Annotated in this window: 20 protein-coding genes; 7 read left to right on the top strand and 13 right to left on the bottom strand. The window is 64.1% G+C overall.

Annotated elements, in window-relative coordinates; genetic code table 11:
* Positions 1-125: 125 nt before the first annotated feature.
* On the top strand, positions 126-1322 hold the full coding sequence (locus JKP78_RS07950) for a class I SAM-dependent rRNA methyltransferase (RefSeq protein WP_170033449.1): 1197 nt from the start codon (positions 126-128) through the stop codon (positions 1320-1322).
* Positions 1323-1478: 156 nt separating this feature from the next.
* Here the strand turns inward: JKP78_RS07950 and JKP78_RS07955 are convergent, their stop codons facing one another.
* Entirely contained in the window at positions 1479-2135 is a 657-nt protein-coding gene (locus JKP78_RS07955) for a magnesium transporter (RefSeq protein ID WP_186684201.1), read from the bottom strand.
* Positions 2136-2614: 479 nt separating this feature from the next.
* Here JKP78_RS07955 and ilvD point away from each other — a divergent pair, with 479 nt between their 5' ends.
* Positions 2615-4456 (top strand): dihydroxy-acid dehydratase, encoded by a 1842-nt coding sequence (gene ilvD, locus JKP78_RS07960; RefSeq protein WP_186684200.1) that lies wholly within the window; start codon positions 2615-2617, stop codon positions 4454-4456.
* A 67-nt stretch (positions 4457-4523) separates the two neighbouring features.
* On the opposite strand, the gene JKP78_RS07965 is transcribed toward ilvD, so the two are convergent.
* Positions 4524-5378: a LysR family transcriptional regulator gene (locus JKP78_RS07965; RefSeq protein WP_186684198.1), complete on the bottom strand. Its 855-nt coding sequence runs from the start codon at positions 5376-5378 to the stop codon at positions 4524-4526.
* 139 nt (positions 5379-5517) lie between these two features.
* Here JKP78_RS07965 and JKP78_RS07970 point away from each other — a divergent pair, with 139 nt between their 5' ends.
* Positions 5518-6186 carry an FMN-dependent NADH-azoreductase gene (locus tag JKP78_RS07970; RefSeq protein ID WP_186684196.1) on the top strand — a complete coding sequence of 223 codons (669 nt, stop codon included), beginning with the start codon at positions 5518-5520 and terminating at the stop codon, positions 6184-6186.
* A gap of 9 nt (positions 6187-6195) precedes the next feature.
* Here JKP78_RS07970 and JKP78_RS07975 read toward each other — a convergent pair whose 3' ends face one another.
* Positions 6196-7251, bottom strand: a complete 1056-nt coding sequence (locus JKP78_RS07975) for a haloacid dehalogenase-like hydrolase (protein WP_186684194.1) — start codon at positions 7249-7251, stop codon at positions 6196-6198.
* A 244-nt stretch (positions 7252-7495) separates the two neighbouring features.
* Here JKP78_RS07975 and JKP78_RS07980 point away from each other — a divergent pair, with 244 nt between their 5' ends.
* Positions 7496-8887 carry an L-cystine transporter gene (locus JKP78_RS07980; protein WP_186684192.1) on the top strand — a complete coding sequence of 464 codons (1392 nt, stop codon included), beginning with the start codon at positions 7496-7498 and terminating at the stop codon, positions 8885-8887.
* A 135-nt stretch (positions 8888-9022) separates the two neighbouring features.
* Here JKP78_RS07980 and JKP78_RS07985 read toward each other — a convergent pair whose 3' ends face one another.
* Entirely contained in the window at positions 9023-9538 is a 516-nt protein-coding gene (locus JKP78_RS07985) for a dihydrofolate reductase (RefSeq protein WP_186684190.1), read from the bottom strand.
* A 54-nt stretch (positions 9539-9592) separates the two neighbouring features.
* On the opposite strand from JKP78_RS07985, the gene JKP78_RS07990 reads away from it, so the two are divergent.
* Both JKP78_RS07990 and JKP78_RS07995 read left to right on the top strand, forming a co-directional pair.
* Complete coding sequence (locus JKP78_RS07990; protein WP_200626610.1) at positions 9593-10984, top strand: DUF2868 domain-containing protein; 1392 nt, start codon at positions 9593-9595, stop codon at positions 10982-10984.
* Positions 10977-12341, top strand: a complete 1365-nt coding sequence (locus JKP78_RS07995) for a GTPase/DUF3482 domain-containing protein (RefSeq protein WP_186684188.1) — start codon at positions 10977-10979, stop codon at positions 12339-12341. Before JKP78_RS07990 ends, JKP78_RS07995 begins: the two co-directional genes overlap by 8 nt.
* 63 nt (positions 12342-12404) lie before the next feature.
* On the opposite strand, the gene JKP78_RS08000 is transcribed toward JKP78_RS07995, so the two are convergent.
* The 6 genes from JKP78_RS08000 to JKP78_RS08025 form a co-directional block, all read right to left on the bottom strand.
* Positions 12405-12953, bottom strand: coding sequence for a phosphonate degradation HD-domain oxygenase (locus JKP78_RS08000; protein ID WP_170033465.1), 549 nt, complete (start codon positions 12951-12953; stop codon positions 12405-12407).
* 71 nt (positions 12954-13024) lie between these two features.
* Positions 13025-14050, bottom strand: coding sequence for a putative 2-aminoethylphosphonate ABC transporter substrate-binding protein (locus JKP78_RS08005; RefSeq protein WP_186684186.1), 1026 nt, complete (start codon positions 14048-14050; stop codon positions 13025-13027).
* Positions 14051-14068: 18 nt separating this feature from the next.
* A complete protein-coding gene (locus tag JKP78_RS08010; protein ID WP_200626488.1) occupies positions 14069-15793 on the bottom strand; it encodes a putative 2-aminoethylphosphonate ABC transporter permease subunit in 1725 nt (574 codons plus the stop codon).
* A gap of 1 nt (position 15794) precedes the next feature.
* Positions 15795-16853, bottom strand: a complete 1059-nt coding sequence (locus JKP78_RS08015) for a putative 2-aminoethylphosphonate ABC transporter ATP-binding protein (protein ID WP_200626495.1) — start codon at positions 16851-16853, stop codon at positions 15795-15797.
* Between the two features lie 235 nt (positions 16854-17088).
* Positions 17089-17958, bottom strand: coding sequence for a LysR family transcriptional regulator (locus JKP78_RS08020; RefSeq protein ID WP_200626497.1), 870 nt, complete (start codon positions 17956-17958; stop codon positions 17089-17091).
* Between the two features lie 10 nt (positions 17959-17968).
* A complete protein-coding gene (locus tag JKP78_RS08025) occupies positions 17969-20182 on the bottom strand; it encodes a heavy metal translocating P-type ATPase (RefSeq protein ID WP_200626499.1) in 2214 nt (737 codons plus the stop codon).
* Positions 20183-20265: 83 nt separating this feature from the next.
* On the opposite strand from JKP78_RS08025, the gene cadR reads away from it, so the two are divergent.
* A complete protein-coding gene (cadR, locus tag JKP78_RS08030; RefSeq protein ID WP_186684179.1) occupies positions 20266-20709 on the top strand; it encodes a cadmium resistance transcriptional regulator CadR in 444 nt (147 codons plus the stop codon).
* Between the two features lie 120 nt (positions 20710-20829).
* On the opposite strand, the gene JKP78_RS08035 is transcribed toward cadR, so the two are convergent.
* From JKP78_RS08035 to JKP78_RS08045, 3 genes are read right to left on the bottom strand one after another with little or no spacing between them, the layout of a single operon-like run.
* Entirely contained in the window at positions 20830-21801 is a 972-nt protein-coding gene (locus JKP78_RS08035) for a thymidylate synthase (RefSeq protein WP_186684177.1), read from the bottom strand.
* Between the two features lie 51 nt (positions 21802-21852).
* Positions 21853-22659: a prolipoprotein diacylglyceryl transferase gene (gene lgt, locus JKP78_RS08040; protein WP_170033507.1), complete on the bottom strand. Its 807-nt coding sequence runs from the start codon at positions 22657-22659 to the stop codon at positions 21853-21855.
* Positions 22660-22675: 16 nt separating this feature from the next.
* Positions 22676-23458 (bottom strand): sulfite exporter TauE/SafE family protein, encoded by a 783-nt coding sequence (locus JKP78_RS08045; RefSeq protein WP_170033509.1) that lies wholly within the window; start codon positions 23456-23458, stop codon positions 22676-22678.
* Positions 23459-23486 lie beyond the last annotated feature (28 nt).

A 23486-nucleotide genomic window follows, 5' to 3' on the forward strand; every position in this document is an offset into this window, starting at 1 on the left:
GCCGCCAAGGCGGTTCAGCCCATGTGGTGGCTGGCTTGCCGACGATGAGGCCGCAGTTTGTCGAGCCTGACACCGATAGATAGGCAGACAGGCTATAATCCCGCTCTTTTTTCCGGAGCGACGTCATGTCCCTGCCCAGCCTTCGCCTCAAAGCCAATGCCGACCGCCGCCTGCGCGCCGGCCACCTGTGGGTCTACAGCAACGAAGTCGATGTCACCGCGACCCCGTTGCAGGGCTTTCAGGCCGGCCAGCAGGCTGTTCTCGAGGCGGCCAACGGCAAGCCGCTGGGCATCGTTGCACTGAGCCCGAACAACCTGATCTGTGCCCGCCTGCTGTCGCGCGATGCCAAGCTGCCGCTGGACAAGTCGCTGCTGGTGCACCGCCTGAACGTGGCCCTGTCACTGCGCCAGCGCCTGTTCGAGCAACCGTGCTACCGCCTGGTCTACGGCGACTCCGACCTGCTGCCAGGCCTGGTGGTCGACCGCTTCTTCGACATCCTCGTGGTGCAACTGGCCTCGGCCACCATGGAAGCGCACAAGGACGACGTGATTGCAGCCCTGGTGCAGGTGCTCAAGCCCAGCGGCATTCTGTTCAAGAACGACTCCTCGGCGCGCGACGCCGAAGGCCTGCAGCGCTATGTCGAGACGGTCTACGGCGAAGTGCCGGACTGGGTGCCGCTGGAAGAGAACGGCGTCAGGTTCGAAGCTCCGGTGCGTGAAGGGCAGAAGACCGGCTGGTTCTATGACCATCGCATGAACCGTGCGCGCCTGGCACCTTACGTCAAAGGCAAGCGCGTGCTCGACCTGTTCAGCTACATCGGTGGCTGGGGCGTGCAGGCCGGTGCCTTCGGCGCCAGCGAAGTGTTCTGCGTCGATGCCTCGGGCTTCGCCCTGGATGGCGTGGAGCGCAACGCCGCGCTGAACGGCATCAGCGAGAAGCTGACCTGCATCGAAGGCGACGTGTTCGAGGCGCTGCGCGAGCTCAAGGCCGCCGAAGAGCGCTTCGACGTGATCATTGCCGACCCACCCGCGTTCATCAAGCGCAAGAAAGACCTGAAGAACGGCGAGGCGGCTTATCGTCGCCTGAACGAACAGGCCATGCGCATGCTGACCAAGGACGGCATCCTGGTCAGCGCCTCGTGCTCGATGCACCTGCCGGAAGACGACCTGCACAACATCCTGCTGACCAGCGCCCGCCACCTGGACCGCAACCTGCAATTGCTCGAACGCGGCGGCCAGGGCCCGGACCACCCGGTGCACCCGGCCATCGCTGAAACCCGCTACATCAAGAGCATCACCTGCCGGTTGCTGCCCAACAGCTGACCGCCTCCGTAATTGCTTCCGTAGGAGCGGCCTTGCGTCGCGATGGGCCGCAAGGCGGCCCAGGATTTCGGCCATTGTGCACGGATCGAAGGGGCTGCTCGCAGCCCGTCGCGACGCAAGGCCGCTCCTACAAAAGCACGATGGTCAAAACTGGCATCAGATCCCCAATACCTGCGTCGCTATGCCGAAATACACCAGTACCCCCGCCGCATCGGCAATCGATGTGATCAACGGGCCACTGGCCGTGGCCGGGTCCAGCTTGAAGCGGCTGAGAAGGAACGGCAGGCTCATGCCGATCAGGCTGCCGACCAAAACGATCACCACCATGCTGCTGGCAACGATCAGGGCAATCTGCGGCCCCCCGCGTAGTACCCCCAAGGACGCTACGGCCACTGCCATGGTGCATCCAAGCAGCAGCGCCACCGCGAATTCCCGCCCCAGCATGCGCCACCAGTCACGCATGACCACTTCACCTGTGGCCAGCCCCCTCACCATCAAGGTTGCAGACTGGGCGCCGGCATTACCGCCGCTGTCCACCAGCAGTGGCAGAAAGAACACCAGAGCGATGTGGGCGGCGATGGTTTCCTCGAAGGCAGCAATGCCCGCCCCGGAAAAGAGGTTGCCGAACACCAGCAGAACCAGCCAGAACACGCGTTTGCGGTAAAGCAGGCCAAGGGTCGCGTGGCGCAGATTGCCTATGTGATTGGTGATAGAGGCGCCCTTGTGGAAATCTTCGGTCGCCTCACGCCGTTGTGCCTCCAGGGCTGCCTGGATGTTCGGGCCGGAGGTGTCTTTATCGAGCGATTGTTGCATGAGTTTCTCCAGGCGCCGACCCAGGCGCCCACAGACCTCAGCCCCGTGGACTCAAGCCTTCGGCAGCCCTGGCGACGGCGCGCTCAGTGCCAGATTTCAGGTTCGTTTGGAACCGGTAACTGGGAAGGTCCATTGAGTGTTTTTCTCGCAAAGCCGCACATGCGGCGCCGGGATAATAGAAGCTCAGGGCCTGCTGGTCAGCCCCATCAGCAGCGATTCAGAAAGGCCCTACAAGCAACCGGCCAACAGGCCAAATCCACCGCCCGGCCACATCGCCATTCCCTCACCGCCTCAGCGGTGTAGAATCGGCCTATTCATCGCCAGTCATCCCCGGCGGGTTTATGAGCTCTGCCCAAGCACGCGGCGATCCCGCGCGGTCTTCGGCCCCATCCGTGCCAGTGGCAACCGGCCTGCGGTACAAAGGACAAGAGAAGCTCACTCCCCTTTTTGTGACCTGATTAAGCCGCCAGGAGTGTTTCATGCCTGATTACCGTTCAAAGACTTCCACCCAAGGCCGCAACATGGCCGGCGCCCGTGCCCTGTGGCGCGCCACCGGGATGAAGGACGAAGACTTCAAGAAACCGATCATCGCCATCGCCAACTCGTTCACCCAGTTCGTCCCGGGCCACGTGCACCTGAAGGACCTGGGCCAGCTGGTCGCCCGCGAGATCGAACGCGCCGGTGGCGTGGCCAAGGAGTTCAACACCATCGCGGTCGATGACGGCATCGCCATGGGTCACGACGGCATGCTGTACTCGCTACCAAGCCGCGAGATCATCGCCGATGCCGTGGAATACATGGTCAATGCCCACTGTGCCGATGCCATCGTGTGCATCTCCAACTGCGACAAGATCACCCCCGGCATGCTGATGGCCGCACTGCGCCTGAACATCCCGGTAATCTTCGTTTCCGGCGGCCCGATGGAAGCCGGCAAGACCAAGCTGGCCAGCCATGGCCTGGACCTGGTCGATGCCATGGTCATCGCTGCCGACTCTTCGGCCTCCGATGAAAAGGTCGCCGAATACGAGCGTAGCGCCTGCCCGACCTGCGGCTCGTGCTCCGGCATGTTCACCGCCAACTCGATGAACTGCCTGACCGAAGCCCTGGGCCTGGCCCTGCCGGGCAACGGCTCGACCCTGGCCACCCACGCCGACCGCGAACAACTGTTCCTCACTGCCGGCCGCACCATCGTCGAGCTGTGCAAGCGTTACTACGGCGACAACGACGAGTCGGTACTGCCGCGCAACATTGCCAACTTCAAGGCGTTCGAGAACGCCATGATGCTCGATATCGCCATGGGCGGCTCGACCAACACCATCCTGCACCTGCTGGCCGCAGCCCAGGAAGCCGAGGTGGCGTTCGACCTGCGCGACATCGACCGCCTGTCGCGCAAAGTGCCGCAGCTGTGCAAGGTGGCGCCGAACATCCAGAAGTACCACATGGAAGATGTGCACCGCGCCGGCGGCATCTTCAGCATCCTCGGCTCGCTGGCCCGTGGCGGCCTGCTGCACACCGACCTGCCGACCGTGCACAGCCGCAGCATGGAAGAAGCCATCGCCAAGTGGGACATTACCCAGACCGATGACGAAGCCGTGCACACCTTCTTCAAGGCAGGTCCTGCCGGCATTCCGACTCAGACCGCGTTCAGCCAGTCGACCCGTTGGCCGAGCCTGGACCTGGACCGCGCCGAAGGCTGCATCCGCAGCGTCGAGCACGCCTATTCGCAGGAGGGTGGCCTGGCCGTGCTGTACGGCAACATCGCGCTGGATGGCTGCGTGGTGAAAACCGCCGGTGTCGACGAATCGATCCTGGTGTTCGAAGGCACGGCGAAGATCTTCGAGAGCCAGGACAGCGCCGTGCGCGGCATCCTCGCCGACGAAGTGAAGGCCGGCGACATCGTGATCATCCGCTACGAAGGCCCGAAAGGCGGCCCGGGCATGCAAGAGATGCTGTACCCGACCTCTTATCTGAAGTCCAAAGGCCTGGGCAAGGCCTGCGCCCTGCTCACCGACGGCCGCTTCTCGGGAGGTACCTCGGGCCTGTCGATCGGCCACGCTTCGCCGGAGGCCGCTGCTGGCGGCGCCATCGGCCTGGTGCGCGACGGCGACAAGATTCTGATCGACATCCCCAACCGTTCGATCAACCTGCAAGTCAGCGACGAAGAACTGGCCCAGCGCCGCGTCGAGCAGGACAAGAAGGGCTGGAAGCCTGCCGAAGTGCGCCCACGCAAGGTGACCACCGCGCTGAAGGCCTATGCCCTGCTGGCGACCAGTGCCGACAAGGGCGCTGTGCGTAACAAGGCGATGCTGGAAGGGCTGTAAGGCTACCTGGCAGTTGAAAAGCCGGCGCCTGGTGCGCCGGTTTTTTTTGGCAGCGAGAACTACTGAATCAAAGCACTGCTCTCGAAGCACAGTGACGCAATTGCGCCAGCAGCAAGGCAACCGAACGCTTCGGCTTTGCCGTCGAGGTCAGAATGAACTGCGCTTGAGGAAGAGGAGGCAGCGTTGGCTCTTCCTGCAAACCTGCAGCCAGTGCAGTTGATCGGGTGACCGGCGTAATACCCAGCCCACCGTTGACGGCGGTTATCAGCCCCCCGGCACTTGGGCTCTGACAAACGATCCGCCATTGTCGCCCCGCACGTGCCAAGGCTGCGATGGCGGCAGCCCGATAGGGGCATTGGTCGGAAAACACCGCCAAGGGTATCGGGGTGCTTGCATCATCGAGGCTCAACGCAAGCGGCCCTCTCGCCCAGATCAGCGGCTCGGACCAAAGCAATTCGCCACGTTCATCATCGCCGCAGCGGCTGCCCAGCACGATATCGAGCCCAGCCGATTGTAAAAGTCCAAGCAGCTCGCCGGTCAGGCCGACTTTCAGCGAAATTTCCACGTCGGGATGTGCCGCCGAGAATCGACGCAAACAGTCGATGATGGGCGCTTTCACCATCTCCTCGCTCAACCCGACAACTACCATGCCGGAAACCCGGCGGCCGACGCCGAGACTCGCGCGGGCATCATCATGCAGCGCCAGGATGGTGCGGGCATAGCCTGCCAGGCGCGTACCGGCTGGCGTCAGGCTGACAGAACGGGTCGTGCGCTCCAGCAATCTATGCCCGGCATCACTTTCCAGCCGCCTGATGTGGGCGCTGATCGCCGACTGCGTCAGGTGCAGGCTCTGCGCAGCACGCGTGAAGCCACCGCTGTCGGCAACAGCAATGAAGCTTCGCAAAAGCACGATATCGAACACCGATTAATCACCTATCTCACTCAATGAGCGAAGCATACGTGATTTCCATAACTGATTATTCTGAATCAGACTTTGCGCCAAGTATCCGCGCAGTTGTACTGCCGGGATCGTGTCACCCACACTGCCAAGGAGAAGCCCGATGGTTGAACGTATCTTGTATGTTTGCGCATCACCGCGTGGAGAGCGCTCCGTCTCCACACAGATTGCCGAAGTGTTCCTGGCGGCGTTAGCAGAGCGCAAAGCCGTGCAAATTGACCGCCTTGATCCCTGGGAATGCGAACTTCCCGAAGTGGATGGCGCGTTACTCGCGGCAAAATATGCAAGGCTTGTCGACACCCCACTGTCTGCCGCTCAAGCCGCGGCATGGGAGCAGATCGAGGCACTCGCTGAACGGTTCCACCAGGCTCATACCTTGGTGTTCAGCGTGCCGCTGTGGAATTTCGGCATTCCGTACAAGCTCAAGCATCTGATCGACGCCATTTCGCACAAAGACGTCTTGTTCACCTTCGATGAGCACGGGTTGAACGGCATGCTGGGTGGACGTCGGGCTGTTGCAATCTACTCTCGCGGACTGGGGTATGGCCCCGGCTCACAGACCCCCGAGCAAGGCTTTGGCCTGGAAAAACCCTTCATCGACACATGGTTTCGCTTCGTCGGTATAAACCAGGTGCACAGTGTCGTCGTCGAACAGACGCTTGGCCCTGTAGGGGCCAGCGTCCGTACAGCCGCCATCGAAGCCGCTACCTTGCTGGCGCAGAACATTGATCAGGAAGCGGCCCGGACGGTCATCGTGGGCCGCAACGGCTGACAAGCCCCGTTACTGAATCTGCTCCGGCGTCACGACCACCCAGTTCTTGTCCGCCGTCACCGGCAAGCCTTCCTTGGCCTGTGCCGCCGCATTCCTGGCAATCATCCCGTTGATCTGGTCCATGTACTTGGCCTTGCGGTTGATCCACAGGTGGATACCGCCCTTGTCTACGTCCACGCCATGGAACTGCATGTAGCCGTCGCTGGTTGGCGTATCACCGCCGACCAGTACCGGCTTCTTCCACTCATCGATATAGGTCAGGATGGCCGCGTGCTTGCCGGCCATCCAGGTGGCCGGGGTCCACAGATACGGGGTCAGTTCCAGCCCGGCGTTGGCCTTGGCATCGTAGTGCCCGGCAGTGATCTGCTTGCGGGCAGTGGTCAGCTGGCCGCTGGCACGGTCCTTCAGCAGCAGGCTCACACCAATCACATTCTCCGGCTTCACGTTGTAGCCATACTTGGGGTCGGACGCGACCATGCGCACCAGCTCCTCGGAGGCAGCGGAAATCACGTAGACCTCGATACCGTTCTCCATCAGCTTGTTGTACAGCTCGGTCTGGCCCTTGAAGACTTTGGGCGGCTGCACCTCGATGGTCTTGACCTGGTCGCCTTCGTAGTAGGTGCTGGGGATCGGCTTGCCGGAGGCCATCATCTCATCCACCTGCACCTTCAGCTCCTGCAGGGTGAAGCCCGAGAACACCTGGGCTACCCACGGGTAGCAGACCATGTCGTCGACTTCGCACAGCCGGTAGTAATAGCTGAACAGGCTTTCCTTGTGGTCGGCGGTGTCCTTGAATGGCATCAGCTTCAACGAGGGGTCGAGCTTGTCGCGGGTCAGCAGGCCTTTGTTCTCCAGGAATGGCAGCAAGGCCTCTTCGAGGTCGTAACGGTAGCTGGTGTTGTCCATGTCGAACACCGCGTAGTTACCCTTGTTGGCATTGGCGGCGATCAGGCTGTCGAGCTGCTTGGCGGCCTCGGCCGGCCAGTGTTTGAGCTCGGTGGCGAAGGTTTCGATACTGAACAGCAGGGACAGGGCGGCAGCGACAGCTTTCGGAGCAAATTTCATCTACGAATCTCCTGAAATGACCCCGAAACGCTAGTGCAACAACCGTTGTCGGCGGCCTTTCATAACGACCCTCATGCAGCTGCAAACGCCGCGTTCATTGCCATCCGCGACAGCGCGTTATTCCATAAACGACTATGCACATTCCATATGCGTATAAATTCGTTTGTTTTCAGGCTGTTAGCATTTCCGTTCGCAATCGCTCACAGAGGCGGTGCCTCTTTTGCCTTTTTCCGCTGGAGCTTTAATGAACCTGCCGCTGTCCCTTAATCTGCTGGCGTTCCTGGCCTTGTTGCTGGGCCTGGCACAAACCCGCCGCACCGACTGGAGCCTGGCCAGGAAAGTCCTGCTGGGCCTGGTGCTGGGCGTGGTTTTCGGGCTGGCCCTGCACACGTTGTATGGCGCAGGCCACCCGGTGCTCAAGGCCACCATCAGCTGGCTTGACTTGGTCGGCAACGGCTATGTCGGCCTGTTGCAGATGATCGTCATGCCGCTGATCTTCGCCTCGATCCTCAGCGCCGTGGCGCGCCTGCACAATGCCTCGTCGCTGGGCCGCATCAGCGTGCTGAGCATTGGCACCCTGCTGCTGACCACTGCCATCGCGGCATTGATCGGCATCGTCCTGACCAACCTGTTCGGCCTCAGCGCCGAAGGCCTGGTGGCTGGCGCCCAGGAAAGTGCACGCATGCAGGTCATCCACAGTGACTATGCCGGCAAGGTCGCCGACCTCAACATCCCGCAACTGCTGCTGTCGTTCATCCCCAGCAACCCGGTGGGTGACCTGGCACGGGCGAAACCGACCTCGATCATCAGCGTGGTGATCTTTGCCGTATTCCTCGGTCTGGCCGCGTTGCAGCTGATCAAGGACGATGCCGAGAAAGGCCAGCGCGTGCTGTCGGCCGTCGACATCCTGCAGGCCTGGGTGATGCGCCTGGTGCGGGTAGTGATGAAGCTGACCCCGTATGGCGTGCTGGCGTTGATGGCCAAGGTGGTGGCCAGCTCGAACCTGCAAGACATCGTCAAGCTGGGCAGCTTCGTGGTGGTGTCGTACCTGGGCCTGGGGCTGATGTTCATGGTGCACGGCGTTATCCTCGCCGCCAGCGGTGTGAACCCGCTGCGTTTCCTGCGCAAGGTGTGGCCAGTGCTGACCTTCGCCTTCACCAGCCGTTCCAGCGCCGCCAGCATTCCGCTGAACATCGAAGCGCAAACTCGGCGCCTGGGCGTGCCGCAGTCGATTGCCAGTTTCAGCGCCTCGTTCGGCACCACCATCGGCCAGAACGGCTGCGCCGGCCTCTACCCTGCCATGTTGGCGGTGATGGTGGCGCCTGCGGTGGGCATCGATACTTTCGACCCGCTGTGGATCGCCACCTTGGTGGCCATCGTTACCCTGAGTTCGGCAGGCGTTGCCGGTGTAGGTGGTGGCGCGACGTTCGCCGCATTGATCGTGCTTCCGGCCATGGGCTTGCCGGTGGAGTTGGTGGCGTTGCTGATTTCGGTAGAGCCGCTGATCGACATGGGGCGCACGGCGTTGAACGTGAATGGTTCGATGACCGCGGGCGTGGTGACCAGCCAGCTGTTGAAAGAGACCGACAAACAAGTGCTGGCTGGCGATGAACATGCCGAGCTGAGCCATACCTGACGGATTGCCGGGGGCGCGTTGCGCCCCTTTCGCGACACAAGGCCGCTCCTACAGGGCACCGCGCATGTCCGTCTTGCGCGGCCGCCTGCAGGAGCGGCCTTATGTCGCGATGGGCTGCAAAGCAGCCCTAAAATCTCAAACCTTGTCCCAAACCTCAAAATGATACCCAGGCTTGCCTTCCTCTGCCTGTGCCTCGCTCGACACCAGCCGCCAGTGCCCCTGATCAAACTCGGGGAACCAGGCATCCCCTTCCGGCGCCAAATCCACCCGTGTCAGGTACATCCGGCTGACCAGCCCCTTCTCCAGCGCCTGCGCATACAGCTGCGCCCCACCAATCAGCATCAATTCATCGACACCGTTCTCACGCGCCCACTGCTCGGCGCGGACCAGGGCCTGTTCCAGCGAGCCAAACACCTCGGCACCGGCCAGCTCCAGCCCTGCCTGGCGGCTGACCACGATGTTCAAGCGCCCGGGCAGCGGCCGCCCCAGGGAATCCCAGGTCTTGCGCCCCATGATGATCGGCTTGCCCAGGGTGGTGGCCTTGAAGTACTTGAAATCCCCCGGCAAATGCCAGGGCATGGAATTGTCGATGCCGATCACGCGGTTTTCGGCATGCGCCGCGATCAGGCTGAGGGGGAGTGATGTATTCATGCCAGCGAGGATAGCACCGGGCGTGTGGGTTATGCTTCTGCCCTGACCTGTGCATTGGAAGACCTTGTGACTGCTCCGACTTTCCTGGACAAGCGCTGGCTCACCGAAGCGGTACGCCTGCGCGAGGAACATGCCGGCCCCCTGGAGGACCAGGAAGCCAACCGCCGTGCCCGCCAAGCGGGAGGTGACCTGGCGACCCGGGTTGAAACCCGTGCGCTGTTCCTGGCTGAACGCGACGGCATGAGCGTCGCCCTGCGCCACTGGAAACAGGGCGCGCGCCTGGCGCTGCTGGCCTTGCTGATACTGGCCATGCTCAGCGGCGCGGGGCTGGCCTTGGCGGCCCTCGGTGATGGCCAGCGCCCGGTAAATGTGTTCTGGGCATTGGGCAGCCTGCTCGGGCTTGACCTGCTGATGCTGCTGGGCTGGGCCATCGGCTTTGCCGCCAGCGGCGAGTATGGCGCCGGGCTGGGCCGCCTGTGGCTGTGGCTGAGCGAACGCTTCGCCCGCGACGCCAAGGCCGCGCACCTGGCCCCGGCACTGTTGGTTCTGTTGCAGCGCCAGCGCCTCAGCCGCTGGTTGCTCGGCCTGCTGGTGCACGGGTTGTGGCTGCTGGCGATGATCAGCGCGCTGGGCATGCTGCTGGCCTTGTTGGCCACCCGCCGCTATGGCTTCGTCTGGGAAACCACCCTGCTCGCTGCCGACCCGTTCATCCACCTGACCCAGGCCTTGGGCGCCCTGCCCTCGCTGCTGGGCTTCGCCGTGCCCGACGAGGGCATGATCCGTGCGAGCGGCGACAGCTTGCCGGCCCTGGACCTGGCACGGCAAGCCTGGGCCAGCTGGCTGCTCGGCGTGGTGCTGGTTTATGGCTTGTTGCCACGCCTGCTGCTGGCCGGCTTGTGCCTGTGGCGCTGGCGCCAGGGCCGTGGGTGCCTGGCGCTGGATCTCAGCCTGCCCGGCTACGCGCAACTGCGTGAAGCGCTGATGCCACGCAGCGAACGCATCGGCGTACAGGACGCCGCGCCCGATACCTTGCCGGCGTTCACCGCCGGCCAGCTGGAAAGCGGCAGCAGTGGCGCACTGCTGGTCGGCCTGGAACTGGACGACCAGCGCCCCTGGCCACCCACATTGCCGAAAAGCGTGACCGATGCCGGTGTGCTCGATAGCCGTGAATCGCGTAACCGGCTGCTGGAGCAGCTCAGCCGCTTCCCCCCGGCGCGCCTGGCCATTGCCTGCGACCCACGCCGCTCGCCCGACCGTGGCAGCCTGGCGCTGCTCGCCGAACTGGCACGCAATGCCGGCGCAACCCGCATCTGGCTGCTACAGGCCGCACCGGGCCAGGCCCTGGACGCGCAGCGCCTGGGTGACTGGCACGAAGCCCTCGACCGGCTTGGCTTGCCACATGCCGATACCTCACCACTGACCTGGCTGGAGCATGGCCATGACTGAGCCACTGAAACTGGCCGTGGTCGGCCACACCAACGTCGGCAAGACCTCGCTGCTGCGCACCCTGACCCGTGACGTCGGCTTCGGCGAGGTATCCCACCGCCCCAGCACCACCCGCCACGTAGAAGGGGCGCGGCTGTCGGTGGACGGTGAGCCCCTGCTGGAACTGTACGACACCCCGGGCCTGGAAGACGCCATCGCCCTGCTCGACTACCTTGAACGCCTGGACCGCCCGGGCGAGCGCCTCGACGGCCCGGCCCGTCTGCAGCGCTTTCTGCAGGGCAGCGAAGCACGCCAACGTTTCGAACAGGAGGCCAAGGTGCTGCGCCAGCTGCTGGCCAGCAATGCCGGCCTGTATGTGATCGATGCCCGCGAGCCGGTACTGGCCAAGTACCGCGACGAGCTGGAGGTACTGGCCAGCTGCGGCAAGCCGCTGCTACCGGTGCTCAACTTCGTCGCCAGCCACGCGCATCGCGAGCCGCAATGGCGTGAAGCCCTCGCCCGCCTTGGCCTTCACGCATTGGTGCGGTTCGACAGCGTGGCCCCGCCAGAGGATGGCGAGCGCCGGTTGTACGAAAGCCTGGCGCTACTGCTGGAAAACGCCCGCCCGGCCTTGCAGCGGCTGATCGACGACCAGCAGGCGCAGCGCCTGGCACGCCGGCACAGCGGCAAGCGCCTGATCGCCGAGCTGCTGCTGGACTGCGCCGCCTGCCGGCGCAGTGTCGAGGCCGAGCCAGCGGCCGAGGCCCGGGCCATCGAGGCGCTGCGGCAAGAGGTACGCCAGCGCGAACAGCGCTGTGTCGAAGCGTTGCTCAAGCTGTATGCCTTTCGCCGCGAGGATGCCCATGCCAGCGACCTGCCGTTGCTGGATGGCCGCTGGGGCGACGACCTGTTCAATCCGGAGACCTTGAAACTGCTCGGCGTGCGCCTGGGCAGCGGTGTGGCGGCCGGTGCTGCGGCCGGTGCCGGGGTCGACCTACTGGTGGGCGGCCTCACCCTCGGCGCGGCGGCACTGGCCGGGGCGATTGCCGGAGGCGCGCTGCAAACCGCCCGCAACTATGGGTCGCGCCTGATGGGCAAGTTGAAAGGCAAGCGCGAGCTGACCGTGGACGATACCGTGTTGCGCCTGCTGGCCCTGCGTCAGCAGCAGCTGCAGGTCGCGCTGGAAAATCGCGGGCATGCAGCGCAGGACAGCATTCGCCTGGAAGCGCTGGATGAGCAGACCTGGCGTGAGGGCAAGTTGCCGGAGGCACTGGTGAAGGCGCGGGCGCATCCGCAGTGGTCCACCCTGAACCCTGGGGCGAAGCTGAACCAGGCGGAGCGGCAAGAGCAACTGGAGGCGCTGGTTTCGCAGATCTGAGCCTGCAGGCCTGGTCTCATCGCCGGCAAGCCGGCGATTGGGCCTGTGCTGGCAGCCAGCATTTCAAAGTAACGCCAGCGCCTTCTGTTTCAACTCATCCAGGTCGAGCAGCGCAACATCGACCTGTTTGGCTCTCTCGTCCCAATCCCGCATCCGCAAGCTCACCTCGAACAGCGGGTCGCGTTCGAACGCATCCGCCTCGGCCTCGTTCATCACGCCCCCCTGATATCCCAGCGTGCGCCGGCTCGCCTCGCTCAACCGCTGGTAATACCCCGGCTGGCGCAAGGTCAGGTAGCGCTTGGCCTCCACGTGGTTCTGCACCAGCCGCGCCATGCGCTCGCCAAAGCCACAGCGGCGCAGGTACTCGGCGCCGATGCGTTCATGGCTGACCACGCCATAGCCGCCCATGCTGGCGTCACCGCCGCACAGGTGGCCGATGTCGTGGAAGAACGCCGCCAGCACCACTTCATCGTCAAAGCCCTCGGCCATGGCCAGTTGCGCGGCCTGGGACATATGTTCGAGCTGAGTGATGGCCTCGCCGATGTAATCGTCATTGCCGTGGCGCTGGTAAAGGGCAAAGATGCTGTCGATGATCTGGGTTGGGGTAGGCATAACAGCCTTCTCCTGGCGTGATTGCGGTGCTGGATGCTGCGCGGGCACGCCCGCGAAGAGGCCAGTGCGGGTTACTGCTGGGCGACCTTCTCCGATTTGCCGTCATAGCGCTTGCGCCACTCGGCCAGGATCTGGTCACGGTTCTGCGAAGCCCAGGCAAAGTCGTTGTTGATCAACCGCTGTTCGTAATCCGCCGGCAACTCGGTCTGTGGCTTGGCGATACCCGGCGCGGCCAGCACGGCAAAGTTCTCCTTGTACAGCTGCATGGCCGCCGGGCTGGCCGAGAAATCAGCCAGGCGCCTGGCCGCATCCGCCTTCGGCGAGCCCTTGATCACTGCGGTCGCCTCGATCTCCCAGCCCAGGCCTTCCTTCGGCAGCACGATGTCCAGCGGCGCGCCCTGGCGCTTGAGCTGCACGGCCGGGTACTCGAACGAGATGCCAATCGGGAACTCGCCCGCCGCCGCCAGCTTGCACGGCTTGGACCCGGAATGAACGTATTGGCCGATGTTCTCGTGCAAGGCATCCATGTAGGCCCAGCCCTGCGGCTCGCCAAAGGTCTGCAACCAGGCACTGACATCTAGGAAGCCGGTGCCGGACGAGGCCGGGTTGGGCATGACGATCTTGCCCTTGTACTCGGGCTTGGTCAGGTCCTGCCAGCTGACCGGCTTGCTCAGGCCCTGCTTCTCGGCCTCGATGGTATTGAAGCACAGGGTGGCAGCCCACACGTCCATGCCGACCCAGGCTGGCGGGTTGGCAGCATCGCGATAGTTACCGGCGATCTTGTCCAGGTCCTTGGGTGCATAGGCTTCAAGCATGCCATTGTGATCGAGGATGGCCAGGCTCGATGCCGCCAGGCCCCATACGGCGTCAGCTTGCGGGCGGTCTTTCTCGGCCAGCAGCTTGGCGGTGATGATGCCGGTGGAGTCACGGACCCACTTGATCTCGATGTCCGGGTTGGCCTTCTCGAAGGCCTGCTTGTAGCTCTTCAGCTGTTCGGCTTCCAGCGCGGTGTAGACCGTCAGCTGGGTAGCCGCGGCCGAGGCCTGCAGGCTGAACACGGCGGAAACGGCAGCGGCAAGTGCAAGGTGCTTGTGCATGGGTAGGTTCCTTACAGGTCAGACGGTCGCGGCGCGTTGGCGCCAGGCTTGGGAGCGGCGCAGCAGGCCGCGTGAGGCTGCGGCCAGCAACAGTGAAGCGCCAGCACTGGTCAGCAGGATCAGGGTGGACATCGCGGCGGCACCGCCGACGTTGCCGGCGTCGTCCATGTTCAGCACGGCGACGGCAGCCAGGATGGTGTCGGGGCTGTACAGGAAGATCGCCGCCGAGACGGTGGTCATCGCCGAGACGAACAGGTAGCGGATGATGTCCAGCAGCGCCGGCAGGCAGATCGGCACGGTCACCCGCAGGAAGTGCTGGTACAGTGGAGCCTTCAGCGATAGCGCGGCGGCCTCGAACTCGCCGTCGAGCTGGCGCAGCGCGGTGGTCGCGGTCATCTGTGCGGTGGTCAGGTAATGGGCAATGGTGCACACCACCAACAGCCCCATGCCGCCATAGAACACGTGCAAGGGGTTGCCGTTCAGGTTGAAGAAGAACACGTAGCCCAGGCCTAGTACCAGGCCCGGCACAGCCATGGGGATGAAGCTGAGCAAGCGCAGCGCCTGGTTGAGCAGGCGTTGGCCCTGGGTCTTCTCCATCAGGTAGGCACCGGTGAAGATCACCATGCTGCCGATCAGCGCAGTGCCGACGGCCATGGTCACGCTGTTGCGATAGGCCAGCCAGCCGCCTCCGGCGGTGTCCTCGAACATGTAGTGACGCAGCGACAGCGACAGGTTGTAGGGCCAGAAGGTAACCAGCGACGAATACACCGCCATGCCAATCACCAGCAGCAACGCCGCACACACCAGTAGCACGATGGCCAGGAAGCAGGCATCGCGGGCCCGTGACGGCTTTGCCTCGAACACCTGGGCACGACCGCTCATGGCCTCGCCCTGGCGTCGGCGCAGCCAGGCGTCGACGGAAAAGCTCAACAGCGCCGGCACCAGCAGCACCATGCCGATCAACGCTCCACGGCCAAACTGTTGCTGGCCGACCACGGCCTTGTAGGCTTCCAGCGCCAGCACCTGATAATCACCGCCAACCACGACGGGTACGCCGAAGTCGGTGATGGTCAGGGTGAACACCAGGCAGAACGCCGCGAACACTGCCTGGCGCGTGGCCGGCCAGGTGATGCTGAAAAAGGCCCGCCACGGCCCGGCGCCCATGCTGGACGCGGCGTCGAACAGGCGTGCATCGGCCAGCGAGAGGGCCGACAGCAGGATCATCAGCGCATGTGGGAAGGTGTAGATGGCTTCGCCCAGCACAATGCCCCAGAAGCCATAGATATTGTCGCTGAGCAACCCGCGCAGAAGCCCCTGGTTGCCGAACAGGTAGACCAGGGCAATGGCCGGCAGCATCGACGGCGCGAGCAGCGGTAACAGGGAAATGCCCCGCCACAGACCCTTGGCCGGGACCAGCGTGCGTTGCAACGCATACGCGAACAGATAGGCCAGTGGCACCACGATGGCCGCGACGGTGAAAGCGACCGCCAGGCTATTGCCCAGCAACCAGTGGAAGTTGGCACTGGCGAACAGCTCGCCTGCCGCCACCAGGCCGCCACCCTGGCCCGCTTCGGCGCTGAAGCCGCGCCAGAAGATTGCCAGCAGCGGCATCAGCACCGCCACCAGCAGCAGGATCAGCAGCAGGCTCTTGCCGCCGACGACGAACAACCGGTCACCCCGGGCGACGCCAGCGTTTCGAGCGGCTTGGGCCTGGCTCAACGGCAGGGACATTGGCGCGGCCATCTCAGGCAAACACCTGCAGGCACTGTGGCGGCAGTGCCACCCAGATGTCCTGCGAGCCCAGCCGTGGCATGGCCTCGGGGGCCAGCTCGGCCAGCAGCGCATGGCCTGGCAGGGCCTTGAGCTCGAAGCGCATGCGGCAGCGGTTACCGAGGAAGGTGATCTCGCGGATCAACGCCGGGAACAGGTTGTCTTCGGGTACCGGCGGGTTGACCGCGATCGCCTCCGGGCGACAGAACAGCCGGCCACTGCTGGCTTGGGCCGCACCCGGCGCCAGGCGCATGTTCATGCCGCCCACCTGGGCATGGCTGTCGCCGCTGCGCTGGAACGGCAACCAGTTGCCCTGGCCGACAAATTCGGCAACGAATGGCGTGGCGGGCTGGTCGTAGATTGCCTGTGGGGTGGCGTACTGCTCGACCCGGCCGTTGTTCATCACCGCAATGCGGTCGGCCATCAGCATGGCTTCGTCCTGGTTGTGGGTGACCATCAGCGTGGTGATGCCCAGCTGGCGCTGCAACTGGCGCAATTCGCTGCACAGGTGCTCGCGCACGCGGGCATCCAGCGCCGACATCGGCTCGTCGAGCAGCAGCAGGGAGGGCGCCGGTGCCAGCGCACGGGCCAGGGCCACACGCTGTTGCTGCCCACCGGAGAGCTGGCCAGGGTACTTTTTCTCGCTACCGACCAGGCCTACCAGTTCGAGCATGTCGGCCACCCGCTGGCGGGCCTGATCGCGGCCGCTGCCGGCCAGCCCGTAGGCGATGTTGGCTTCGACGCTCAGGTTGGGGAACAACGCGTAGGACTGGAACAGGATGCCGTAGTCCCGGGCCTGGGGTGGCAGCGCGGAGACATCGCGCTCGCCGATGAACAGCGTGCCGCTGTCCTGGTGCTCCAGGCCGGCGATGCAGCGCAGCAGGGTGGTCTTGCCGCAGCCGGACGGGCCCAGCAGGCACACCAGCTCGGCGGCGTTGATGTCCAGCGAGACATCGTTGAGCGCGGTGAAGGCACCGAAGCGCTTGTGGATGTTGCGCACTTTCATCGGTGCGCCGGAGGTGGTGGGGTTCATGGCAGGGCCTCATCGAAGAGATGGGGCCATGCTAGGAAGGCTATGCGAAGGTTGTGTGGCTTCAGGGCAAAAGCCGGCAATAGTGGTATAGGCAGATTTTGTAGGAGCGGCCTTGTGTCGCGAAAGGGCTGCGAAGCAGCCCCAGCAGTTTTTTGCGGTGAAACTGAAATCCCGGGGCTGCTTCGCAGCCCTTTCGCGACACAAGGCCGCTCCTACAGGCTGTGCTGGTCTTGAATCAGAAACGCGGACCCGCCACCTCTTGTGCCACCCCCAGGAAAGCGGCCGGCAACCTGGCCTGACGCCGCTCTTTCAGGCAATACAGGTACTCGTGCATCACCGGCGCGTTTTCCAGTGCCAGCACCCGCAGTTCGGGGTTGTGCGGCACTTCGTGCCGGGCAATCACGCTGATGCCGATATTGCGCAACACCGCCTCGCGGATCGATTCACGGCTGCCAATTTCCAGCAACGTGCCGGCCGTCACCTCGGCTTCCCGCATCATCTGCTCGGTCAGCTTGCGCGTAGTCGAGCCTTTCTCGCGCAGCAGCAGGCAATGCCCGGCCAGCGCCTCGATCGAAACCGCCTGGTGATGGGCCAACGGATGATTGCGGTGCACCGCTACCACCAGCGGGTCGGTCCCCAGTACCCGCCGCACCAGCCGCGCATCCTCCACCAGCTGCGACGAAGCAGCGATATCCACCCGGTACTCCTCGAGCATTTCCAGAACCTGCTGCGAGTTGCCGATTTCTACCGCCACGTCCACTTGCGGCAGGCGTTCACGGTAGATCTTCACCAGGTCGAGAATGTAGTAAGGTGCCGTGGCCGCAATACGCAAGCTGCCCTGAGCCTGGCCGCTGTTGCGCAGTTCGAACTCGATGTCGGCCTCCTGCTGCAGCAGCGCCTTGACCATCGGCAGCAGGCGCCCGCCCTCTTCGCTCAGCACCAGGCGCCGCCCGCCGCGGTAGAACAGCTCCACCGCGTACTGGCTTTCCAGGTTACGAATCTGCGTAGTCACCGTGGGCTGGCTGAGCCCGAGCTTCTTCGCCGCCAGGGTGATGCTGCCCAGGCGGGCCACCATGTAGAAGGCTTTGAGCTCCGAACTCAGCATGCACGTCCTCTTATTTGCGCAACAGGCGCAAGCCGTTGAACACCACCAGCAGGCTGACGCCCATGTCGGCGAACACTGCCATCCACATGGTGGCCATGCCGGCAAAGGTGATCGCCAGGAATATCGCCTTGATACCCAACGCCAGAACGATGTTCTGCATGAGGATCGCCGCACTTTGCCGCGACAGCCTGACGAAGGCAGGGATTTTCCGCAAGTCGTCGTCCATCAACGCAACATCGGCAGTTTCGATGGCGGTGTCGGTACCGGCCGCCGCCATGGCAAAACCGATCTCGGCACGGGCCAGCGCCGGCGCATCGTTGATGCCGTCCCCGACCATGCCCACCCGGTGGCCCTGGGCGTACAACGTTTCGATGCTCTGCAGCTTGTCGCCGGGCAGCAGGTTGCCTTCGGCGCGGTCGATGCCGACCACGGCAGCGATGGCCTGGGCGGTATGCGGATTGTCCCCGGTCAACATGACCGTCTTGATGCCCAATTCATGCAGCTCGGCGATCGCCTGGCGGCTGCTGTCCTTGACTGTGTCGGCCACGGCGAACAAGGCCAGCGGGCCGGAGCGGTCGAGCAGCAGCACCACCGTCTTGCCCTGACGCTCCAGCGCATCCAGCTGGGCCTCCAGTTGCGGCGAGCACAACCCCAACTCCTCGACCAGGCGGTGGTTACCCAGGTGGTAGACCTCGCCGGCGATGGTACCCCGCACGCCACGGCCGGCCAGGGCCGCGAAATCTTCGACCTCGGCCAGGGCCAGGCCTTTCTGCCTGCCGAACTGCGCGATGGCGCGCGACACCGGGTGGTCCGAACGCACGCCCAGGCTTGCGGCCAGGGCCTGGGCGCGGCCTTCGAACAGCGGCTCCAGTACCTTGGCATCAGTCTGCACGGGCTTGCCATGGGTGATGGTGCCGGTCTTGTCCAGCGCCAGGAAGTCCAGATGGCGGCCGCCCTCCAGGTACACACCGCCCTTGATCAGGATACCTTTGCGTGCGGCGGCGGCCAGGCCGCTGACAATGGTCACCGGGGTTGAAATCACCAAGGCACACGGGCAGGCCACGACCAGCAGCACCAGGGCGCGATAGACCCAGTCGGACCAGCCGCCCGCCAGGAACAGCGGCGGTATTACCGCCACGGCCAATGCAATGGCGAACACCGCCGGGGTGTAGATGCGCGAGAAGCGGTCGACGAAGCGCTGGGTCGGCGCCCGCGCACCCTGGGCTTCCTCGACCGCCTTGATGATCCGCGCCAGGGTCGATTGCCCGGCAGCGGCGGTGACGCGAAACTCCAGCGCCCCCGCCTGGTTGATGGTGCCGGCGAACAGCTTGTCGCCAACCGCCTTTTCCACCGGCAGGCTTTCGCCGGTGATCGGCGCCTGATCGACGCTGGACTGCCCACTTGTCACTTCGCCATCCAAGCCGATGCGCTCGCCGGGGCGTACCCGCACCAAGGCACCGATGGCCACCTCGCGCACCTCCGTTTCGTGCCATTGGCCATCGGCCTGGCGCACGGTGGCCATGTCCGGGGCGAGCTGCATCAGGCCGCCGATGGCGTTGCGTGCCCGGTCCAATGAGCGGGCTTCGATCAGTTCGGCGACGGTGAACAGCACCATCACCATGGCGGCTTCCGGCCACTGGCCGATCAGCACGGCGCCGGTCACGGCAATGCTCATCAACGCGTTGATATTGAGGTTGCGGTTCTTGAGGGCGATCCAGCCCTTCTTGTAGGTACCCAGGCCACAGCCCAGGATTGCCGCCAGCGCCAATGCCGCCACCACCCATTCTGGTGCCAGCGCCCAGAAGTGCACGATTTCGGCGGCGAGCGCGGCAACGCCCGACAGTGCCAGCGGCCACCAGCGAGCCTTGGCCGATTGAGGCGCGCGGCGGGTGCCTTCATCTGCGCTGCCAAGCGGTTCGGCTTTCATGCCCAGGCTGTCGATCGCCTGTTCGATTTCAGCCGTGCCGTCCAAGGTGTGACGTACGCCGAGTACGCGGTTCAGGAGGTTGAATTCCAGCTGTTCGATACCCGCCAGCTTGCCCAGTTTGTCCTGGATCAGCGTTTGCTCGGTCGGGCAGTCCATGGCCTCGATGCGGAAGCGGCTGAGCTGGGCGTGGCTGCTGGCCTTTCCGCTCACCTGTACCTTGGCGGGCGCAGCGGAGGCGTCACAGCAGCTGTGGGCGTGGTGGTGATGCTTATGTTCGTGGCTGACAGACTGGTTCATGAGTGCGTCCTTGATTTGCGCCTGTTGCCAAGTGAACACCCTGTAGCCACTATAGGGTCAAGCCACTTGCTGGAGATTTGCTGATGAAGATCGGAGAACTGGCCAAGGCCACCGATTGCGCCGTGGAAACCATCCGTTACTACGAGCGCGAACAGCTGCTGCCCGAGCCGGCACGCACAGAGGGCAACTATCGGCTGTACACCCAGGCCCACGTCGAGCGGCTGACCTTCATCCGCAACTGCCGCACCCTGGACATGACCCTTGACGAAATCCGCAGCCTGCTCCGCCTGCGCGACAGCCCGGAGGGTTCTTGCGGCAGCGTCAATGCGCTGATCGACGAGCATATCGAGCATGTGCAGGCACGCATCGATGGGTTGGTGGCGCTGCAGGAACAGCTTGTGGAGCTACGGCGGCGCTGCAATGCACAGGGGGCTGAGTGCGCGATCTTGCAGCAACTGGAAACGAACGGGGCGGTATCGGTGCCGGATACCGAGCATTCGCATGTGGGGCGTAGTCACGGGCATTGAGCCCAAAAAGCTTCGCGGGCACGCCCGCTCCCACAGGGACCGCGCCGCACCTGAAGGCTGCGCTGTACCTGTGGGAGCGGGCGTGCCCGCGAATAGGCCAGTTCAGGCAATAGCGATCAGTCAGACCGCCATTGGCGCCGTCATCGGCGCATGGTGCTCATACCCTTCCAGCCAGAAATCACTTGGCTCGATCTTCTCCAGCCACTCCGGCTCGTACTTGCCAGTCTCGGCAAACGCCGGAACGCGGTCGCTGATCACCAGCTTCGGCGCTTCCAGCGGCTCGCGCTTGAGCTGTTCGTTGAGCATGTCCAGGTGGTTTTCATACACATGGGCATCGCCGATGAAGTAGGTGAACCACCGCGGGGTGTAGCCGGTAAGGCGGCCGAACAGCGACAACAGGGCCGCACCTTCGGTGAGGTTGAACGGTGTACCCAGGCCCAGGTCGTTGGAGCGGATGTACAGGGTCAGGGAAATTTCCTTCGTCTCTACATTCGGGTGGAACTGGTACAACAGGTGGCACGGCGGCAGCGCCATTTCGTCCAGCTGCGCGCAGTTCCAGCCGTGGAACAGGATACGCCGGCTGCCCGGGTCGTTGGCGATGGTGTCCAGGCACTGACGCACCTGGTCGATGGCCTTGTACAGGATGACGAAGGCGACCCCGTCCTCCTCGTCCTGGGCAATGCGGCGGAAGCCTGCCCGCTCGGCCATCTCGATGGCCTCCGGGTTGCTCAGCGGGATGCGCTTGTAGCCCGGCCACTGGCGCCACTGCACGCCGTAGATCTCGCCCAGGTCGTCCTGGCCCTGGCGGAACGGGTTGGCCAGCCACTGGGCGTTTTCGTTGGCATTCTGGTCCCACACCTTGCAGCCCAGTTCGCGGAATTCACCGGCGTTTTTCACACCGCGCAGGAAACCGACCATTTCGCCGATCGCCGACTTGAACGCCAACTTGCGCGTGGTGATGGCCGGGAAGCCCTTCTGCAAGTCGAAACGCAGCATGGCGCCCGGCAGGCTGATGGTGCGGATGCCGGTGCGGTTGCCCTGCAGCGTGCCGTTTTCGATGACGTCGCGGACCAGGTCCAGATACTGTTTCATGGCTTACCTGTAGCAAGAACGGCAGGAGGATCGCCCCTGCCGTGGGATTAATCAGGCGGGTTTCGCCGTGGGCTTGCGATTATAAGCCCACCAGATCAGGCCGAGGCCAGCCAGGATCATCGGCACGCACAGAATCTGACCCATGGTCAGCCAGCCCCAGGCCAGGTAGCCGAGCTGGGCATCTGGTACGCGGACGAATTCGACGATGAAGCGGAAGATGCCGTAGAACAACGCGAACATGCCCGACACCGCCATGGTTGGCCGCGGCTTGCGCGAGAACAGCCAGAGGATGACGAACAGCGCCACGCCCTCGAGGGCGAACTGGTACAGCTGCGACGGGTGCCGTGGCAGCTGCGCCGGGTCGCTGAACGGCGGGAAGATCATCGCCCACGGCACATCGGTCGGCTTGCCCCACAGCTCGGCGTTGATGAAGTTGCCGATGCGCCCGGCGCCCAGGCCGATCGGCACCAGCGGGGCAACGAAGTCCATCAGCTCGAAGAACGACTTGTTGTTGCGCTTGCCGAACCACAGGGCCGCCAGCATCACGCCGATGAAGCCGCCGTGGAACGACATGCCGCCTTTCCAGACCTCGAAGATCAGCGTCGGGTTGGCCAGGTAGGCGTGCAGATCGTAGAACAGCACGTAGCCCAGCCGGCCACCGACGATCACCCCCATCGACAGCCAGAACACCAGGTCGGAGAGCTTTTCGCGTGTCCAGGTGGGGTCGAAGCGGTTCAGCCGGCGCGAGGCGAGCAGCCAGGCACCCCCTATGCCGACCAGGTACATCAGGCCGTACCAATGGATTTTCAGCGGCCCGATGGCTACGGCCACGGGATCTATCTGCGGGTAAGGCAGCATGGAACTTCCTCTCGGTTCAAATCAGAAAGCTGAGCCCGACGCAGAACAGCAAGGCTGCGAACAGGCGCTTCAACAAACGTGGCGACAACTTGTGCGCCAGGCGCGCGCCGAAGCGGGCGAAAAACATGCTGGTCACGGCAATGCCGACCAGCGCCGGCAAGTACACGTAACCCAGGCTATGAGCCGGCAGGTGCGCCTCATTCCAGCCCAGCAGCATGAAACTCAGGGCACTGGCCACGGCAATCGGCAGGCCGCAGGCCGAGGACGTAGCCACCGCCTGCTGCATGGGCAGGCTGCGCCAGGTCAGGAACGGCACGGTCAGCGAACCACCGCCAATGCCGAAAATGGCCGAGGCCCAGCCGATCACCCCACCGGCACCGACCAGCGCGGGTTTGCCGGGGATGCCACGGCTGGCCTTGGGCTTGAGGTCCAGGGCCATCTGGGCGGCGATGACCAGGGCGAACACGCCAATGATCTTCTGCAGCAGCGGCCCCTGGATCAGCGAGGCGGTCTTGGCGCCGATACCGGCGCCGATGAGGATGCCGAGGGTCATCCAGGCGAAGATCGGCCACTGCACCGCGCCTTTGCGATGGTGTTCGAGCACGGCGTTGATCGAGGTGAAGACGATGGTTGCCAGCGATGTGCCAACCGCCAGATGAGTCAGCACCGAGGCATCGAACCCCTGCAAGGTGAAGCTGAACACCAGCACCGGCACGATGATGATGCCACCACCCACACCGAACAACCCGGCCAGCACACCGGCACAGGCGCCCAACACCAGATAGAGCACGAATTCCATTCGTCTTCCCCCAAAAAACAATCCGGCA

Source organism: Pseudomonas sp. LAM2023 (assembly GCF_016620375.1).
Lineage (GTDB): Bacteria > Pseudomonadota > Gammaproteobacteria > Pseudomonadales > Pseudomonadaceae > Aquipseudomonas > Aquipseudomonas anuradhapurensis.

Bases quoted from the DNA above. Each gene is read 5' to 3' on its own strand.
- JKP78_RS07950 (WP_170033449.1), top strand. From the start codon at position 126: ATGTCCCTGCCCAGCCTTCGCCTCAAAGCCAATGCCGACCGCCGCCTG.
- JKP78_RS07955 (WP_186684201.1), bottom strand. From the start codon at position 2,135: ATGCAACAATCGCTCGATAAAGACACCTCCGGCCCGAACATCCAGGCA.
- ilvD (WP_186684200.1), top strand. From the start codon at position 2,615: ATGCCTGATTACCGTTCAAAGACTTCCACCCAAGGCCGCAACATGGCC.
- JKP78_RS07970 (WP_186684196.1), top strand. From the start codon at position 5,518: ATGGTTGAACGTATCTTGTATGTTTGCGCATCACCGCGTGGAGAGCGC.
- JKP78_RS07975 (WP_186684194.1), bottom strand. From the start codon at position 7,251: ATGAAATTTGCTCCGAAAGCTGTCGCTGCCGCCCTGTCCCTGCTGTTC.
- JKP78_RS07980 (WP_186684192.1), top strand. From the start codon at position 7,496: ATGAACCTGCCGCTGTCCCTTAATCTGCTGGCGTTCCTGGCCTTGTTG.
- JKP78_RS07985 (WP_186684190.1), bottom strand. From the start codon at position 9,538: ATGAATACATCACTCCCCCTCAGCCTGATCGCGGCGCATGCCGAAAAC.
- JKP78_RS07995 (WP_186684188.1), top strand. From the start codon at position 10,977: ATGACTGAGCCACTGAAACTGGCCGTGGTCGGCCACACCAACGTCGGC.
- JKP78_RS08000 (WP_170033465.1), bottom strand. From the start codon at position 12,953: ATGCCTACCCCAACCCAGATCATCGACAGCATCTTTGCCCTTTACCAG.
- JKP78_RS08005 (WP_186684186.1), bottom strand. From the start codon at position 14,050: ATGCACAAGCACCTTGCACTTGCCGCTGCCGTTTCCGCCGTGTTCAGC.
- JKP78_RS08010 (WP_200626488.1), bottom strand. From the start codon at position 15,793: ATGGCCGCGCCAATGTCCCTGCCGTTGAGCCAGGCCCAAGCCGCTCGA.
- JKP78_RS08015 (WP_200626495.1), bottom strand. From the start codon at position 16,853: ATGAACCCCACCACCTCCGGCGCACCGATGAAAGTGCGCAACATCCAC.
- JKP78_RS08020 (WP_200626497.1), bottom strand. From the start codon at position 17,958: ATGCTGAGTTCGGAGCTCAAAGCCTTCTACATGGTGGCCCGCCTGGGC.
- JKP78_RS08025 (WP_200626499.1), bottom strand. From the start codon at position 20,182: ATGAACCAGTCTGTCAGCCACGAACATAAGCATCACCACCACGCCCAC.
- cadR (WP_186684179.1), top strand. From the start codon at position 20,266: ATGAAGATCGGAGAACTGGCCAAGGCCACCGATTGCGCCGTGGAAACC.
- JKP78_RS08035 (WP_186684177.1), bottom strand. From the start codon at position 21,801: ATGAAACAGTATCTGGACCTGGTCCGCGACGTCATCGAAAACGGCACG.
- lgt (WP_170033507.1), bottom strand. From the start codon at position 22,659: ATGCTGCCTTACCCGCAGATAGATCCCGTGGCCGTAGCCATCGGGCCG.
- JKP78_RS08045 (WP_170033509.1), bottom strand. From the start codon at position 23,458: ATGGAATTCGTGCTCTATCTGGTGTTGGGCGCCTGTGCCGGTGTGCTG.